Source organism: Bryobacter aggregatus MPL3, assembly GCF_000702445.1.
Lineage (GTDB): Bacteria > Acidobacteriota > Terriglobia > Bryobacterales > Bryobacteraceae > Bryobacter > Bryobacter aggregatus.
In genome coordinates this window covers 490,537-506,417 of sequence record NZ_JNIF01000004.1, presented here as the reverse complement: position 1 = coordinate 506,417, position 15,881 = coordinate 490,537, and the positions used below count along the sequence as shown (strand labels likewise).

The following is a 15,881-nucleotide window of genomic DNA, read 5'->3' as shown; positions in this document are numbered from 1 at the left end:
GCTATTGCATCAAGGCGGGTGAAGGCAACTCCGGGGCAATGCGCACCAGTTGCTTGCCCAGATTCTCCCCGTGGAGCATGCCGATGAAGGCGGCCGGCGCCGCTTCAATTCCCCCTTCAGCAATCTGTTCAGGGAACTTCAACTTCCCTTCCCCATACCACTGGCCCAGTTGCTGGAGCGCCTTGGGAAACTTCGCAGCAAAATCGCGCACCAGAAAGCCTTGCACCTTCGCACGCTTGATAATCAGGTGGTGCAACCAGCGAGGACCAAGTTCAGGTTCCTCAAGATTGTATTGTGAGATCTGTCCGCAAACCGGCACGCGGCCGTGCAGGTTCAACAGGGGAATCGCCGCATCGGTAATCGCGCCGCCCACGTTATCGAAATAGACGTCGATACCTTTGGGACAAAGTTCTTTGAGCTTCGCGCTGTAATCCCGCGTGGTCTTGTAGTTGAAAGCAGCATCAAAGCCGAGTTCTTCCGTGATATAGGCAAGCTTGTCTTCTGTGCCGGCAATGCCGACTACGCTGCAGTGGTACAGTTTCGCGATCTGTCCGGCGATCGAACCGACAGCGCCGGCGGCCCCCGAGATCACAACACTCTCACCGTGTTTGAGCTCACCAATTTCAAGCAGGCCGAAGTACGCGGTGAGACCCGTCATCCCCAGAACACCCAGCGCAGTCGAAAGCGGCGCCAGATCGGGATCCACGAGGCGCAGCGAAGCTGCTTTTCCGATGAAGTACTCCTGCCAACCAAACTCACCGGCAAGATAAGTGCCGCAGGGATAGTTTATGTCTTTGGAATCTAAGACCACACCCACCGCTGCGCCAGTCATCACGGCGCCGAGGGCGACGGGTGCGGCATACGATTCCTCCTCACTCATCCGCCCTCGCATGTAGGGATCGACGGAAAGATAGATCGCCTTCACAAGCACCTCTCCCTCTTCCAAGGGCCGCACCGGCGTTGTGACAAGGCGGAAGTCGCTGCCCTTCGGAAAGCCGGTCGGACGCGCTGCGAGCAGGATTTGCTTATTCTGAAGGGTCATCACCACTTAGACATTTCGCTCGCACGCAACGCTACACTCTGAGTGGTGCTTCGACTCATACTGCTCGCGGTTTCTCTCTCTCTTGCCATCTTGAGCTGGCGTAAAGCTGTCTCTGCGGCCTCTCCAGGACCGGCCTTTGTCGCCTTCGAGAGTGGTCCGGTTCGTCCCCTAGCCATGTCCGCCGATGGCAACACGCTCTTCTCCGTCAACATCCCGAACGCCACCCTTGAGATTTTTGACCTCAGCACCGGGACCCCGTCACGCACTGGATCCGTACCAGTAGGACTGGAACCCGTTGCCCTGGCCTTGCGCGGCAGTACAGAAGTCTGGGTGGTGAATCACCTCTCCGATAGCGTCAGCGTGGTCAGCCTCGAAGGAATCCCACATGTGGTGCGCACCCTCCAAGTGGGTGATGAACCGCGCGATATCGTATTCGCCGGAACGCCACTGCGCGCCTTTATCAGCACCGCGCATCGCGGGCAGCATCGGGAAGACCCGGCACTGGCCGAGGTGCCCGGCGCAGGCGATTCACAACTGACAACTCCCGGCGTGCCGCGCGCCGATGTCTGGGTCTTCGACGCCGGAGATGCCAGCGAGAAGCCTCTGCAGATTCTAAGCTTCTTTACTGATACCCCACGCGCCCTGGCCGTGAGTCCGGATCGGAACACCGTTTATGTCGCTGGCTTCAGGACCGGGAATCAAACGACAACAGTGCTGCAAGGCCGCATCTGCCAGGGCTTCCAGCCAAATGAGCCCTGCACGCTGAAGGATGGTACGGTAAGCCCCGGCGGCAATCCTGGACCAGCAACCAACGCAAAGGGCGAGCCCGCCCCCGAGGTCAGCCTGATCGTCAAGTACAACCGTGAGAGCGGACACTGGGAGGACGAACTGCAACGGAATTGGGACGATTCCGTACGCTTCACACTACCCGACACGGACGCTTTTGCAATGGATGCCAATACGCTCACCCAGACCCTGGCCTTTGCCCATGTGGGGACCACACTGTACAACATGGCGGTGAATCCGGCGAGCGGCAAGGTCTATGTCTCCAATACGGAATCGATGAACCACCGGCGCTTTGAAGGTCCGGGCCTCTTTGCAGGCCAGACCGTACAGGGTCATCTTGCCGAAACCCGCATCAGCATCCTCACAAACGACACCGTCGAGTCTCGCCATCTCAACAAGCACATCGACTACAGCAAACTGGCTGGCTCGCCGGACTTCGATCCCAAGGCGAAGGAGGCTAGTCTTTCGACACCTCTCGACATGGCCGTCAGTTCCGACGGCAAGACGCTCTATCTCGCGGCCTATGGTTCCAGCAAGATCGGCGTCTTTGATACAGCGTCACTCGAAGACAATAGCTTTGATCCGCAGATTGCCAGTGCGAACTATATTTCACTCAGCGGCGGCGGACCGGCAGGGGTAGTCCTCGATGAGGCACGCGGCCAGCTCTATGTGATGACGCGATTCGATGATTCGCTGAAAGTGATCGATCTTGCCACCCGGAAGGAAGTGGCCGCGGTCGCGATGGCGAATCCCGAAGCCCCCTCGATCGTCAAGGGCCGGCCCATGCTCTATGACGCAACCCGCTTTTCCGGAAACGGCGAAGCAGCTTGCGCCAGTTGCCATGCTTTCGGAGACATGGACGACCTGGCCTGGGATCTGGGCAATCCGGATGACACGGTCAGCAAAAGTCCGATTCCGGTGAATCTGGGCGGCTTTGTGAACTTGACGCTGGCGCTGGGTGCGCCCCTGATTCCATCCGCGTTGAATGGCAGCAATCGCGTGGAGGACTTTCACCCGATGAAGGGTCCCTTTGCGACGCAGACCTTGCGCGGACTGCGGCACTCAGGCGCGATGCATTGGCGCGGCGATCGATCCACCGGCCCGATGGGGACCGATGCCTTCGACGCAAAACTCTCTTTCAAGAATTTCATCGTCGCCTTCCAAGGACTGCTCGGAAGCGCAGAGATGCCCTCGCCCGAGGAAATGGAGGCTTTCGCCGATTTCCAGCTCCAGGTGCTCCCACCGCCGAATCCGATTCGCCGCCTCGACAATTCGCTGACAGAAGCAGAGAAGCGAGGCCGCGATTTCTATCTGGGGGCCAGGCCTTCCGATGGAATCGTCCTGCCCGCATTGATCACCCAGGCCATTGGACAGACTTCCTTCAGTTGTAACGGCTGCCATACCCTCGATGCCGGGCAGGGATTCTTTGGCACCGGCGGCAAACAGAGTTTTGAGAATCTTACGCAAGTGGTAAAGATCCCGCATCTGCGAAACCTCTATGCCAAAGTCGGCATGTTTGGCACCCCCTCAGTGTCCTTCTACGACGCAACCGATAGCGGTCCGATGGGCGATCAGATTCGCGGCTTTGGATTCACCGGCGATGGAGGCACAGATACGCTATTTCGCTTCTTCACCGCCTCAGTCTTTGCGCCCACCAGCAACTCCGGCTTTCCGCAGAAAGATCCGGATGGGGCACGCCGCGACATGGAACGGTTTATGCTCGCCTTTGACAGCGACCTCGCACCAATCGTCGGCCAGCAGATCACGCTCGACGCCCGCAATCGCGCCACGGCAGGCCCGCGGATCGATCTGCTGTTGGCTCGCGCGGCAGCACCCTTCCGGTCCAAGGCGTTGCCGGGAGCGGCGACGGAATGCGACGTGGTCGCAAATCTGGTGATCGGCGACCAGCGAATGAGCTATCTTTACGATCCTGCGACGGCCAGTTTCCGCCCAGGCGACGCTTCGCCAGCAAAAAACGATGCGGAATTCCGCAGCCTGGCAGCAAAGCCGGGCCAGGAAATTACCTTTACAGCCACTCCTCCCGGCTCCGGCGCGCGCATGGCCTTTGGCCGTTAGATCCGCTGGATGCGGAGATCCTTGTATTCGATCCAACTCCCTTTCTGGTGGGCCTGGATCAGAATCGTTCCGGGAACAGTGCGTTCCAGCTTTTCGCAATCCACCAGCGTCTCCCCTTGAATGCGGACGACACAGCGTTTGCCTTTGGCCACCAGTTGGAACAGGTACCACTCTTCGGGCTGAATCCGGGGATAGCGTGAGGCGCGTTCGTAGTGGTACAACGAACCAGTAGGATAAACGGCGCCCTCAACGTCATGCACCTGGATCTCATAGCGATCCGCCTTCCCGTCCTCACCGCCACGGAACAGTACGCCTCCATTCGAGTTCTTGCTGGCCCGGATGTAACATTCGAACCGGAAGTCCTGGTAGCGCTCCTTGCTCACCAGGTAGCCCAATCCGTCGGCACGCAGGACGTTGCCAATCGCTTCCCAGCTCGCTTTCTCCGTCGCGTTCCACTTCGAGAGATCTTCCGGCTTGTTGTAGAGAACTTCCCACTTCTCCTTACCCGGCAAACGAGTGATTTTGAAGTTGCGGTAGCGCAGCGGATAGCTAAGGCTCTCAATCCCCAGATGGCCACGGCGCAGGCGGAACTTCAACTCGTCGTTCTTTTCGACGTCGATGTCCTGCACGAGAACGCCATTCCACCAGACCTTGAGGCTCGGCCAGTCCATCCGGATGCGGAACTGATTCCACTCGCCCTTGTTGCGCACCGTCACTTTCGAAGGCGCCACCACTGGAAAGATGGAGCCGACGCTCTCGCGCAAAGGCGGATTGTCTTCCTTCTGGAAGATGTTCAGCTTGAAGCCGCAATAGGTGGGGGGACCGTGCTTCGGCGCGGCAAAATAGAGGCCGCCGTTCGCCCAGTTCTGGATAAAGACCTCACCAGACCAATCGAAGTTTTCGTACTCAGCGTCGCTGCGCAGCCAGGACGGATAATTCGAGCCCGGATGCACCACGATTTCTCCGTCCTGCGCATAGAAGGCAGTTTCCGGACCATTCTCGATCTTCCATCCTTTCAGGCTTTTGCCGTCAAAAAGCCCTGTTTCTTGTCCGTAGACTGGAGCGGCTAATGCACCACCCAGTACAATGAGTTGACGGCGTGTCAACTCTCCCGATCTGACTGTCGATCCCATGACTAGTGATTCTATAAAACCCGCATCTCGTGGAAGCCGTAATCCAGCACCTACATACGTATTTTCTCTTCCCCTTCGCCGTCGATCGCAGCGAAGTGCTGAAGAATCACGGGCAAGTCTGGCACGGACGCTATTGGATTGACGGCCTCGACGATTGGATCAACGCGCATCCGGTCCATGATTCGCCGGTAGTTGCCAACATCGGCCGGTGGCAGCGCGCCTCCTATACGCAGTTCGATCTGGAATCGCCTGCCTATCAGGACATGATCTTCTTCCACCCCTTCGTCCGTCGTATTTTTTTCGATACGGCAGGCGTTGGATCTTCCGATAACGAAGTGGAAGCGCTGCTGCGTTGCTATTCGATTCCCCTTTCCCCTGAAAACAAGCTCTTCTTTACTGCCGAAGATAACCGCGAACGGGAAGCAGAAATGGAGGTCACTGACCTCCGCCTCTTTCTGTTCGCCAACGGCATCGGGATGCTGGGAATCGGAGTGGAAGCCTTCGACCTTCCAGTCGACAAAGCCCTCTGGATCAATGAGATGGCGCGTAAAATCTATCCTAGCTCTGGAAGACAATTACGCGAAGGCCGCACCCCGTCCAAGGTTTCCTTTTCAGTCGAGACCCCCTACGGCCGGACTCAGGTGTTGCAGGCAAGCTTCGAAGACAGTGCGATGCGCGGCTTTCTGCCACCCGTCTCGAATCTGATCACTTCCCTGCTCTACTTTGCCGATTACCAGCGCGGCGAATACGAACCAGTGCTCGACGAGCGGACCATCGTCTATTCCTATCTCGCCGTCGACCCGCACAGCGTTCCGGAGAATTTCCATAAGAGCGAGGAATATGACATCCTCTTTTCTCGTGCGCTCTACGTCGATCACGACGGCAAGGACTACCGCTACGCCCGTGGCTTTACCAAGCGCTTGATGGAGCAGCAGGTGTACCGGCGCTGGGCGCATCAGGGTACGCTGTACGGCTTCACTTCTTACTCAAACGTCACGATGTGCTTTGGCACTTTCGATTGCGACGATCACCAGCTCAGCGAGGGCTTCCTCATCCACCGGATGTTCGACTCCCGCTACTATCTGATGGCGATCATCGCGTTGTTCTATCGCGCCACCCTGCTCGACTTCGCCGAACGCGTCGCGCTCGTTTCCCGGCGTCTCTACGTCGACTTTCAGGATGGGCGTCTGTCCGATGGCAACATCGAGCGCACCAACCAGCTTCGCTATGAGTTCCTTGTGTTTTCCAACTACTGGCATTTCGATGAACTCGCCAATAAGGATGAGGAGTCCGAGCATTTCCGCATGTTGAGCGGCGTCTACGACATCCACAACATGAAGATGGAAGTCGAGCGCGAAATCGACAAGTTGAATTCGAGTCTGACCGAGTACTACACGGCTCGCAACACCCAGGCGGTGAACCGTTTGGCCTTTGTCTCGACCATTCTTGGTGCAGGCGCGGTGGTCACGGGATTCTTCGGGATGAACTTCTCCTACCTGTTTGAGAAAACCTTCTTCCATCCGACGGCAGACACGCTCTGGATCCACTGGGCCGCCATTCTGGCCGTGGTCGCATTCTGCCTCTTTGCACTGGGCATTACCGCCTATCTGTTCACCCGCAACTGGGCCGATTACCGCAACGTGCTGCGGCCGGGTCAGGAACTGGCGCCTGGAGTTTCGCGCAAGCCTGGCGTCGGTAACGGCCGCACGTAGTAAAACGCGCGCCAGGCCTGGCCATAGGGCCTTTCCCAATAGAGATGGACCACCACTCCGATGCCCACGCAGAGAGCGGTCACCGCAAATGCGTAAGGCAAGCCCCCCAGCATGGCCAGATAACCTCCGCCGAGAACCAGACCGATCTGCTGGCAGATGTAGATCGGATAAGACGCATCCCCGAGAAACACCAGCCAATCCGGCATCTTCGCTTTCCGCCAAGCGGGTAGCACGACTCCCGAAACAACCAGGATCGCAGGCAGGCCAAAGCGTTCAACGCGCCATAGGTGATTGCCAAAAGCTTTCTCCCAATTGAAAGAAGCAGGATAGGACGCGCCTTGCCACGACAATCCGAGCCACCATCCGATTCCTGTTGCTAAGAGCACCACTCCAAGCCAGCGTGGCGCTTCCTTGCGCTTGGCCAACTCTCCGATGAGGCAACCTCCCGCAAAGAGAATCAACAACGGCCAACGATAGCAGCCCATCAGCAACATGACGGCAGCGCCCCACCAGCCGAGCTTGCGCACCCCCAAAGCGAGCAACACGGCAAGAATGCAGTAGAACCACATCTCGTAGACAAGCGTCCAGCCATGGATCAGGACCGGCCCATTCGGTTGGCGGAAGAACAACAAACTCTTCCAAACCTGCTCCCAACTGGACGTGATCCCGGCCTCAAGCTTCCACCAGTATTCGATCGCCGTCACGGCGTAATAGAGCGGCACGATCTTCCAGATTCGCTTGAGGAGAAAGCGCACCGCGCTCGTCTCCCGTTCCGCAACCGTGGAAACAATAAAGCCGCTGATGACGAAAAACACGTCAACACCGAAAATCATACTCTTGCGCCAGCTTTCGTTTTCGCAAAGCCAACAGCCATCTCCGCGCAGCACCAGCGCGTAAAAGGTGTGATAGAAAACAACGGCGATCGCGGCCACGGCGCGCAAGACTTGGAGGATTTCCAGGCGCTGCATTACTTCTCGATACTAGCTGAGATCATTTCGCCGCCGGGTTGGAATTTTCTAATCGCATCTTCATCAAAATTGAGCTCACCGCACCAGATCGGCTAGACTAGAAAGTTATGGCATCTCCTGAGAAACTCTACAGCGCCGAATACATCGGCAGCGGCACCTTCATCATTTCCAAGCCGGCTCGCAAGAAGAAGAAGCTTACCCAGAGCCGCAAGAAGTCCCCCCAACGCGGCGCTCGCAAGTAGTTCGAGTCCGATGAAAATCAAGGAACTTCGCCTCCATCCTCAGGCGATCGCGGATGGCCCTCTTCGTAGTTCCTATGGCCTCCATGCACCCTACGCTCTGCGTACCATCGTCGAAGTAGTCACCACCGACGGCATTACTGGCATTAGCGAAACCTATGGCGGCGATCGCCCCTTGGCCGCGCTAGAGGCTGCGCGCTCGCGCGTGGTCGGCATGAATCCCTTTGATCTCACCCGCTTCTGGCAGTACCTGAACGGCGATACAGACAAGGCGATTGATCCGGCTGGCGCCCGTTCGCAAACCATGCTGGTGCCGGGCGAGAACCCGCTCGACGAAGCAGCGCGTACTTTTGCCGCCATTGAGATTGCTTGTCTCGATGCGATTGGGCAGGCAGTAAACGAACCACTCTGCGATCTGATCGGTGGCCGTGCCCGCGATGCAGCTCCCTTCTCCGCGTACTTGTTCTATAAGCATGCCGGCGGTGGTGGTACGGGAAGCGATGCCCGCGAAGATAAGTACGGCGAGTGCCTCTCTCCTGAAACGATCGTCGAGCAATGCCGCCGCTTCATTGAGGAATATAGCTTTCGCGAGATCAAGCTGAAGGGCGGCGTTCTCGATCCGGAAGTCGAAATCGAAACCATCCGTGCGCTCCGCGCCGCCTTTGGTCCATCCTATCCTCTGCGCATCGATCCGAATTGCGCCTGGAGTGTCGATACCAGCGTCCAGATCGGTATTGCCTTGCGCGAGGAACTGTCGGGCGGCGGTTATCTCGAAGATCCTTGCGCGAGTCTCGAAGGCATGGCCGAAGTTCGCAAGCGTCTTCTCGCTGAGGGCGTCAACACTCTCTTTGCATCGAATGTTGCCACCACCTGCTTCGCGCATGTGCCACAAGCCAAAGAGCTTGACGCCGTGCAGATCATCCTCAGCGACCCGCATTACTGGGGTGGCCTGCGGAAGCAGAAGCAACTCAGTGAACTCTGCGAGGTATTGGGCTTAGGACTTTCAATGCACTCGAACAACCACCTGGGCGTCAGCATGATGACAATGGCCCATGCGGCTTGCGCGTCCCCACACCTCACCCATGCCTGCGATACGCATTATCCGTGGCAGACCGAAATCGACGAAGTGATCGTCGGAGGACGCGTGAAGTTTGTCGATGGCGCGGTACCCATTCCGGACAAGCCGGGCCTCGGCGTAACTCTCGATTACGATCAGTTGGCCCGTGGGGTGGAACGCTACAACAATCTGCCCTTCCGCAAGCGCGACGACACCGCCGAGATGCGCAAGCATGTCGATCCCAATTGGGAACGTATTCTTCCTCGCTGGTAAGCCATGTCCGCCGGTATTTCGCTGTTCTACTCAGCGGCGCAGGACGCTGCCGCGTTGGCAATCCGTACCCGCCTCAATCGGCTCACTGACCTCCAAGTGGCTCACATCGGAGTGACCCGGGAATCCTTTCTGGAAGATCTCGCCGATGCCTGCAGCTCCGGCGATGCCTTAATTGTTCTGCTCTCGCAAGACATCTTGCCCGAGGGCGGCTCGCCGCGCGAAGTCTACGCGCCTTTGCTCGAGCGAATCGAATCTCACGCGCCCACAGCAATCGTGACGCTGAATTCGCTGCCACTGCCACCGCTGCTCGCCAAGTCGAAACGGGCTGACTGGGCCACCTCACCGGTCGCCGCGCTCCGTCAGATTGAAGCCTGGTCAATCGCCTGGCGGCCGCGCTTACCAGAGCCGGAAATCGCTCGTCCGCAAGTGCCCGTTGAGGTGGATGCGGGTCTGCTCGAAGCCCTCTTTGCAAGGCTCATCGACAATACGGAAAACTTCGCGGTTTCTCATCCCAGCCCTGCCGTGCGAACCCAGTTTGGCCAGCACTTTGCAACTCTGGCGCGCCCGCACTTTGAAGCAGTGCACTGGGTGGAAGCGCCACATCAGGTTGCCGCCTTGCGGGACGGCGCTCTCAAAGCAATCGTGCCCGGTGGCCGTGCCCTTTGGATTGTGAACGGCTACGACGGCGACCCCATCCTGCCCCCCGCGCAGTCCTCGATTCTCAGCCTCCGTACCCACGGCGCTGTTGGACTGCCGGATCTCGAGATCGAAGAGACCGCGCCGCTCGATCCTTATGCCATGCTGCGCGCAACGCCCTCGCACGAAGGGGAGACGCTCCCGTTCTGCACTTTCGAGTTTGAACGTTCTCTTCCGGAATTGTTTCAGGTGCATTGGTCCCTCGGAGAACGAGTCGCACGCAAGGCCGGTTCTTTCTTCCGGGTGAATCATCGTGTTGCGGAAGCGATCTGGCTCTACGAATTGTTGCTGGCGGAAGCCAGTGCCCGCGGCCATGCGCAGTGTGTCGCAGACTGCGAGAACGAGTTGTACTGGCTGCGCGCCGGAGGCGAGCGGAAAGTCCAATTGATGCAGGCCAGCCAGGCCAGTCTGTTCTAGACTAAGCCGCGATACACTCGACACTTGGCTTCCTCACTTCGATCTCAAGGCTGGTTCGATTCGCGCGAATATTACTCGTTCGCCCGCCGCTCTACACTCCGCGCCCAAGGCCTCACACGAGCGATCACAGAAGGCAAACCAGTGATCGGCATCTGCAATACGGCCTCCGACCTCAACCCCTGCAATCGCCATCTCACCCAAGTGGCCGAAGCCGTCAAACGGGGCGTTTGGGCCGCCGGTGGCGTGCCTTGCGAGTTCCCTGTCATCAGCCTGGGCGAGATGTTTCTCAAGCCGACAGCGATGCTGTATCGCAATCTGATGAGCATGGACGTCGAAGAGATGATCCGCGCCAATCCGATCGATGCGGTTGTCCTTCTTGGAGGCTGCGATAAGACGATTCCGGCCTTGCTGATGGGCGCGGCAAGCGCCGATGTTCCAGCGATTGTGGTGCCTGGCGGCCCGATGCTTTCTGGAACCTTTCGCGGGCAAACTCTCGGGAGCGGTACGGACGGACGTAAGCTCTTCGATCTCTATCGCGCCGGGCAACTGAACGACGGAGACATGGAAGAGTTAGAGTGTTCCATCGCGCGCTCACAGGGGCACTGCATGGTGATGGGAACAGCCAGTTCGATGGCGCTCATTGCCGAAGCGCTGGGGATGACGCTGCCCGATGCCGCCGCTTGGCCTGCCGTCGATGCCCGCCGTTTCACAATCGCAGAACAGAGCGGCACCCGCGCAGTCCAGATGGCCCGGCAGGGCCCCAAACCATCTGAAGTCCTCACGATCCATGCGTTTCACAATGCGATCACCGCGCTCATGGCGGCAGGAGCTTCCACCAACGCGGTGGTCCATTTGCTTGCCATTGCCGGACGGGTCGGAGTGGATCTCACGCTCGATCATTTTGAAGCGATCTCGAATCTTTCCCCGCTCCTGCTCGACCTCAAACCGCATGGTCAATACCTGATGGAAGACTTCGCCTACGCTGGTGGCGCGGCCACGCTCCTGCAACACCTGCTGCCCTTGCTCCAGCCGGATGCGCTGACTGTCAGCGGCCACTCGCTCGGCGTCCAGTTGGCAGGCCACCGCACACATCCACAACCTGTAATCCGCGACCTGAACCATCCGCTCGACACGAACGGCGGCATCAAGGTCTTGCGCGGCAACCTCGCACCGCATGGTGCGCTCATCAAGACCAGTGCAGCCTCCCCCTCTCTCCTCACCACGCGTGGCCGTGCGATCGTCTTCGAGTCAAAGGACGAGATGCTGGCCAAGGTGAATGACGAGTCCTTCGACGTCGATGCCTCCAGCGTCCTGGTGCTTCGCAATGCAGGGCCGCACGGTGCGCCGGGCTTTCCCGAGTGGGGTCATATGCCGCTGCCCAAGAGTCTGATGGCGAAAGGAGTCGCCGATGTGGTTCGCATTTCGGACGCGCGCATGTCCGGCACCAGCTTCGGAACCGTTGTATTGCACATCAGTCCCGAAGCCTGGATTGGCGGACCGCTGGCAGCGGTCGAGACAGGCGACGAGATTGAACTGCATGTTCCGGAGCGCCGGTTGACCCTGGCAGTCCCTGCAGGCACGATCGAGCAACGGCTGGCAAAGCGCCCAGCACCCCAACCTCATTACACGCGCGGATACGGCAAGCTCTTTCTCGACCACGTTGAGCAGGCTCATCTCGGCTGTGATTTCGACTTTCTCAAACGAAACTGATGATGAAGCGTTTTCTGATCGCGATTGCGATCTTCACTCTATTTCTCATTGCCAATCGGGCCGCCTTCGAGGGCTATTTTTCCGGAGACGATCTCGATAATCTGAGTTGGGCCACGGTCCCCAGCGCGGATCGTTTCCCCTTCTCCAAGCAACTGCTGACACCCACTTTTTCAGAATCGAATCAGCGCCCCACCGGCGCCATGTTCTACCGCATTGCCGGCCTGCGCTTTGGCCTCGACTTCTCACGCTACATTCCGATTCTTTTTGCGATCCACCTCTGCAATGCCGCAATGCTCGCCTGGATTGTCTGGCGAAAGACCGGGCAGGAGCTAGCCACCTGGGCCATCACCGTCTTCTTCCTCTTCCACACCGCGCTGCTCGAAGCGTTCTGGAAGCCGATGTACATCTTCGATCTGCTGTGCGCCAGCTTCTGCCTGATCACTTGGCTCCTCTTCAGTACCCGCTATTGGCCGCTGGCACTCGCCAGCTTCTGGCTCGCGTACAAATCCAAAGAGGTGGCGCTCTTCTTCCCCGTCGTACTGGCGCTCGATCATTGGCGGCGCGCCATTCCCTTTTTTCTGATTAGTGCAAATTTTGGCCTGCAAGCCTTGCGCGCCAACGCGGGGAGGGACAACGCCTATACGCTGCGATTCAACCTCTCTTCCTTACGGACCACGCTGCCTTTTTACGCCCAGCAGGCTGCGATCAGCCGATATGGGGCCATCCTATTGGCGCCGCTTCTGTACTTCGTTCGGGAATGGCAGATTCTGAAGTATTTCGCGGGAACGCTCGCACTGCTGATCCCCCTTCTCTTTCTGCCCGCACGGCTCTTCAGCGTCTATCTTTATGTGCCCCTGATCCCAGCCTGCGTCGGCCTGGCCTTTGTCTTCTCACGAGTACCTCGAAGCGCGCTCGCCACCGGGTTGCTTCTCTGGTGCGGGCTCAACTATGGCGCCTTGCGAGAGAAACGAAAGACGGAACTCAGCATTGCGCAAGAATCCCGTGCCTGGGTGGAGCAGTTGCAGAAGGCACATGAGGAGGCTCCCATCGAGCCGCCCGCCTTTTATGAGAATGTACCGCCTGGTTTGCAGCTCTATGGCATGCAGGGCGCTCTCCGTCTCATCACCCAAAGGCCAATGGCGGAAATTCTCAATTCAGAACTGGAATCCGCAAGGTTACTCGCGCAGGATCGCGAACTCCCAACGCTGTCCTGGTTCCAGCCCACCAATCGGCTCACCATCCAGCCTCATCATTTTGCCGAAGCAAAGAGAAGTTATCTTGAATTCCAGGTACCAAGTTCGAGCTGGCAATTGAAGTCTGGCTGGTATGAACAGGAGAATGGCTTCCGCTGGACTGCGCCCACCGCCACACTCATGCTGGCTGCTCCTCCCGGGGCAACTGCCCTTTAGGTGCGTTTCAATATCGGACAGACCGTCATCGAGCAACTGAAACAGATTCACACCAAAATCTATCTCAACAACGAATGGATCGGGGAGAAACATTTCACCGAACGCGGTATCCCCGTTGTGAGTTTTCCCTTGAAGCACTCGCTCAGTGGCCCCGTTGAAGTTCGCATCGAATCATCTCCCGGCTACACCGCACCAGGAGATGAACGCACCCTTGGTGTGGCCATTTTTGGCCTTGGATTCCAATGATTCGTCTGCTTCTGCAGTCTCTCCTCGGCCTTCCGCGCATCGCCTCAGAGGTGGTGCTCCCGGCAAGCAGCCCTTCGAGATCACCAGGGGCACTCCCTTCTTCCTCCATGGCCACGCCTGCTATTCCAACTTCTTTGCAAAGCAGATCCGCCCCCTCCGTACGGACGACAGAGCAGTTTGCAAGCGCGCAGGGCAGCACAAACCGCCTGGAGAAGAGTTATATTTGAAGACGCTCTTCCCCCATCTGCAGTACAGATTTATGTCTGGCGTTCGTTACTTCCTGATCAGGGAAAACTCTCAGGAAGTGGACGAAGCGATCCGGGCTTTTCTCAGGAGCAACAAAGTCGAACATGTCACTCATTCTCAAATGGATCGTCAGCGCGATCGCGCTCTATGTAGTTACGCAGTTCATCCCCGGTGTTCATGTCAGCACCGTTCCCACTATCCTGCTTGCCGCCCTGGTGATCGGTCTAGTGAACGCAACTCTGGGCAATATCCTGAAACTGCTGACCTTGCCCATCGGTTGCCTGACTCTCGGGCTGTCTAGCCTGATCATCAATGCGCTGATGTTTCTACTGGCAGCGAAGTTTGTCTCGGGATTCCGTGTTGACGGATTTGTCCCAGCATTGCTCGGCTCGCTCGTCATGTCGCTGGTGAGCGGCCTGTTTCACCTGCTGCTGGGACAGATCTTCAGCGAAACCAAGTAGCGCCTAGAGTTCCTTGATGCGAATGTTGCGGAACTCCACGCGGGTTCCGTGACCGAGGAATCCGATATGGCCGCTCTTGCGCGCCAGCCCCGGATGCTTCTTCAAAACGGCTTCGTCCTTGGCATCATCGAGATTCACATCGGAGACGACATTGCCGTTCAGTGTCACCTTGACCCTGCGGCCCTTTGCTTCAATCTGGTACTTGTTCCACACGCCATCGCGCAACACCGATCCGCGCTTAGCTGGAAAGACATCGTAGACGCTGCCGGTGTACTGGGTGGGCTTGAGCCCTGCACCCTTCTTATACTTCTCAGATTCGTCGTCGAGAATTTGGATTTCCATTCCGACATAGGCGGCGTCCCCTTCGAGCGGGGCACGAATCCCCACGCCATTGTTGCCACCATCCCAGAGCCGCCATTCCAGTTGCAGCACAAAGTCAGAGTACTCTTTCTCTGTGAAGAGGTTCCCCCCACCATTCTCGGGGCAAACCAGCACTCCCTTCTCCACCACATAGCCGACCCCATGACCCTTCACAAGCGTCCAGCCCGTCAGGTCTTTGCCATTGAACAGTTTTTTAAAACCACCTGGCGCTGCCTGTGCAGACATGGCCCCCAGAAGGATCAATCCAGCTTCTCTGCGATTCATTCTGAAAGACTACCAAAACATCTAGGCAGCGCGAAATAAAAGGAGATCAAAACTGAAGGTCACCCGCATCGATGCCGCATCGACCGCGTGCAAGGGACGATAAATCGAGTGCAGGACATCCTGTACCGCGGCGGCATCCAGATCGGCCGTCGTGCTCACCTTCTGCTGCGAGACCAGTTGGAAACCGTCGACAAAGGTTTCTGCCGTGCGTTCGACACGCTCTCTGCCCTTCCCGCGCAGTTCGATCAAATCATCCGGCGCGGGAATCGCAACCAACAGACGCCCATCATCGCGCAGAACGCGGCGAAACTCCGCCGGATTCATCCGTGCCGTAATCGACATCACCACAGAAAAACTACGATCGGAATAAGGAATCGACCGATCGGCATTCCCCACAATCCACGCGCAACTTGGATAGCGCCGCGCCGCCGCATCAATGGCTGGAATCGAAATATCCATCCCATGGCCTTCGCAGCCACTCTCTTTCGCCAGCGATCCGAGATAGAAGCCTTCGCCACAACCGGCATCGAGCACAACATCCGTTTCTGAAGCCTGCAGAAACGCGGCGAGGCCGCGAAACAACGGAGCCGTCACGCCCAAATCGTGCAAACGGCGACGTCCGGCAACAGCCTCAGCAGTATCTCCGGGATTCTTTGACCGGCGCTCCTGCGGCTGCAACAAATTCACATAGCCGCTCCGTGCGATATCGAAGGAATGACCCTTCGCGCAACGCCATTGCCGTCCCTCTCTCACAAGCGCCAAATG

At 58.0% G+C, this 15,881-nt stretch carries 14 protein-coding genes; 9 read left to right on the top strand and 5 right to left on the bottom strand.

The annotated features are described in order from the left end of the window. Position 1: 1 nt before the first annotated feature. Entirely contained in the window at positions 2 to 1,042 is a 1,041-nt protein-coding gene (locus tag M017_RS0121875) for an NADP-dependent oxidoreductase (RefSeq protein ID WP_031500324.1), read from the bottom strand. A 45-nt stretch (positions 1,043 to 1,087) separates the two neighbouring features. Between M017_RS0121875 and M017_RS0121870 the strand changes: the two genes are divergently transcribed. Continuing rightward, positions 1,088 to 3,904: a YncE family protein gene (locus M017_RS0121870; protein WP_051670893.1), complete on the top strand. Its 2,817-nt coding sequence runs from the start codon at positions 1,088 to 1,090 to the stop codon at positions 3,902 to 3,904. On the opposite strand, the gene M017_RS0121865 is transcribed toward M017_RS0121870, so the two are convergent. Then, the gene (locus M017_RS0121865; RefSeq protein WP_238326004.1) at positions 3,901 to 5,010 is read right to left on the bottom strand and encodes a 3-keto-disaccharide hydrolase; all 1,110 of its coding nucleotides are present in this window, start codon (positions 5,008 to 5,010) and stop codon (positions 3,901 to 3,903) included. The genes M017_RS0121870 and M017_RS0121865 overlap by 4 nt on opposite strands. Before the next feature lie 56 nt (positions 5,011 to 5,066). Between M017_RS0121865 and M017_RS0121860 the strand changes: the two genes are divergently transcribed. Then, positions 5,067 to 6,749 (top strand): CorA family divalent cation transporter, encoded by a 1,683-nt coding sequence (locus M017_RS0121860; RefSeq protein WP_031500321.1) that lies wholly within the window; start codon positions 5,067 to 5,069, stop codon positions 6,747 to 6,749. Here the strand turns inward: M017_RS0121860 and M017_RS0121855 are convergent. Then, on the bottom strand, positions 6,692 to 7,717 hold the full coding sequence (locus M017_RS0121855) for an acyltransferase family protein (RefSeq protein ID WP_031500320.1): 1,026 nt from the start codon (positions 7,715 to 7,717) through the stop codon (positions 6,692 to 6,694). The two genes, M017_RS0121860 and M017_RS0121855, sit on opposite strands and share 58 nt — an antisense overlap. 107 nt (positions 7,718 to 7,824) lie before the next feature. Between M017_RS0121855 and M017_RS30455 the strand changes: the two genes are divergently transcribed. The 7 genes from M017_RS30455 (at position 7,825) to M017_RS0121815 (ending at position 14,471) form a co-directional block, all read left to right on the top strand. Further along, entirely contained in the window at positions 7,825 to 7,959 is a 135-nt protein-coding gene (locus M017_RS30455) for a hypothetical protein (RefSeq protein WP_272945410.1), read from the top strand. A 10-nt stretch (positions 7,960 to 7,969) separates the two neighbouring features. Next, the gene (locus M017_RS0121845) at positions 7,970 to 9,286 is read left to right on the top strand and encodes an enolase C-terminal domain-like protein (RefSeq protein ID WP_031500319.1); all 1,317 of its coding nucleotides are present in this window, start codon (positions 7,970 to 7,972) and stop codon (positions 9,284 to 9,286) included. Positions 9,287 to 9,289: 3 nt separating this feature from the next. Further along, the gene (locus M017_RS0121840; RefSeq protein ID WP_031500318.1) at positions 9,290 to 10,399 is read left to right on the top strand and encodes a hypothetical protein; all 1,110 of its coding nucleotides are present in this window, start codon (positions 9,290 to 9,292) and stop codon (positions 10,397 to 10,399) included. 24 nt (positions 10,400 to 10,423) lie between these two features. Beyond that, the gene (locus M017_RS0121835) at positions 10,424 to 12,109 is read left to right on the top strand and encodes a dihydroxy-acid dehydratase (RefSeq protein ID WP_031500317.1); all 1,686 of its coding nucleotides are present in this window, start codon (positions 10,424 to 10,426) and stop codon (positions 12,107 to 12,109) included. Beyond that, positions 12,109 to 13,518 (top strand): hypothetical protein, encoded by a 1,410-nt coding sequence (locus tag M017_RS0121830; RefSeq protein WP_031500316.1) that lies wholly within the window; start codon positions 12,109 to 12,111, stop codon positions 13,516 to 13,518. The genes M017_RS0121835 and M017_RS0121830 overlap by 1 nt, the downstream gene beginning before the upstream one ends. Next, positions 13,519 to 13,764 (top strand): hypothetical protein, encoded by a 246-nt coding sequence (locus M017_RS0121825; protein ID WP_031500315.1) that lies wholly within the window; start codon positions 13,519 to 13,521, stop codon positions 13,762 to 13,764. It begins immediately after the preceding gene. A gap of 350 nt (positions 13,765 to 14,114) precedes the next feature. After that, entirely contained in the window at positions 14,115 to 14,471 is a 357-nt protein-coding gene (locus M017_RS0121815; protein WP_031500314.1) for a phage holin family protein, read from the top strand. 3 nt (positions 14,472 to 14,474) lie between these two features. On the opposite strand, the gene M017_RS0121810 is transcribed toward M017_RS0121815, so the two are convergent. Further along, the gene (locus M017_RS0121810) at positions 14,475 to 15,116 is read right to left on the bottom strand and encodes a 3-keto-disaccharide hydrolase (protein WP_031500313.1); all 642 of its coding nucleotides are present in this window, start codon (positions 15,114 to 15,116) and stop codon (positions 14,475 to 14,477) included. Between the two features lie 21 nt (positions 15,117 to 15,137). Then, entirely contained in the window at positions 15,138 to 15,878 is a 741-nt protein-coding gene (locus tag M017_RS0121805; protein WP_051670712.1) for a methyltransferase domain-containing protein, read from the bottom strand. Positions 15,879 to 15,881: the final 3 nt, after the last annotated feature.

Coding starts and splice junctions, on each gene's coding strand:
- M017_RS0121875 (WP_031500324.1), bottom strand. CDS start 1,042: ATGACCCTTCAGAATAAGCAAATCCTGCTCGCAGCGCGTCCGACCGGC.
- M017_RS0121855 (WP_031500320.1), bottom strand. CDS start 7,717: ATGCAGCGCCTGGAAATCCTCCAAGTCTTGCGCGCCGTGGCCGCGATC.
- M017_RS30455 (WP_272945410.1), top strand. CDS start 7,825: ATGGCATCTCCTGAGAAACTCTACAGCGCCGAATACATCGGCAGCGGC.
- M017_RS0121845 (WP_031500319.1), top strand. CDS start 7,970: ATGAAAATCAAGGAACTTCGCCTCCATCCTCAGGCGATCGCGGATGGC.
- M017_RS0121840 (WP_031500318.1), top strand. CDS start 9,290: ATGTCCGCCGGTATTTCGCTGTTCTACTCAGCGGCGCAGGACGCTGCC.
- M017_RS0121830 (WP_031500316.1), top strand. CDS start 12,109: ATGATGAAGCGTTTTCTGATCGCGATTGCGATCTTCACTCTATTTCTC.
- M017_RS0121815 (WP_031500314.1), top strand. CDS start 14,115: ATGTCACTCATTCTCAAATGGATCGTCAGCGCGATCGCGCTCTATGTA.
- M017_RS0121810 (WP_031500313.1), bottom strand. CDS start 15,116: ATGAATCGCAGAGAAGCTGGATTGATCCTTCTGGGGGCCATGTCTGCA.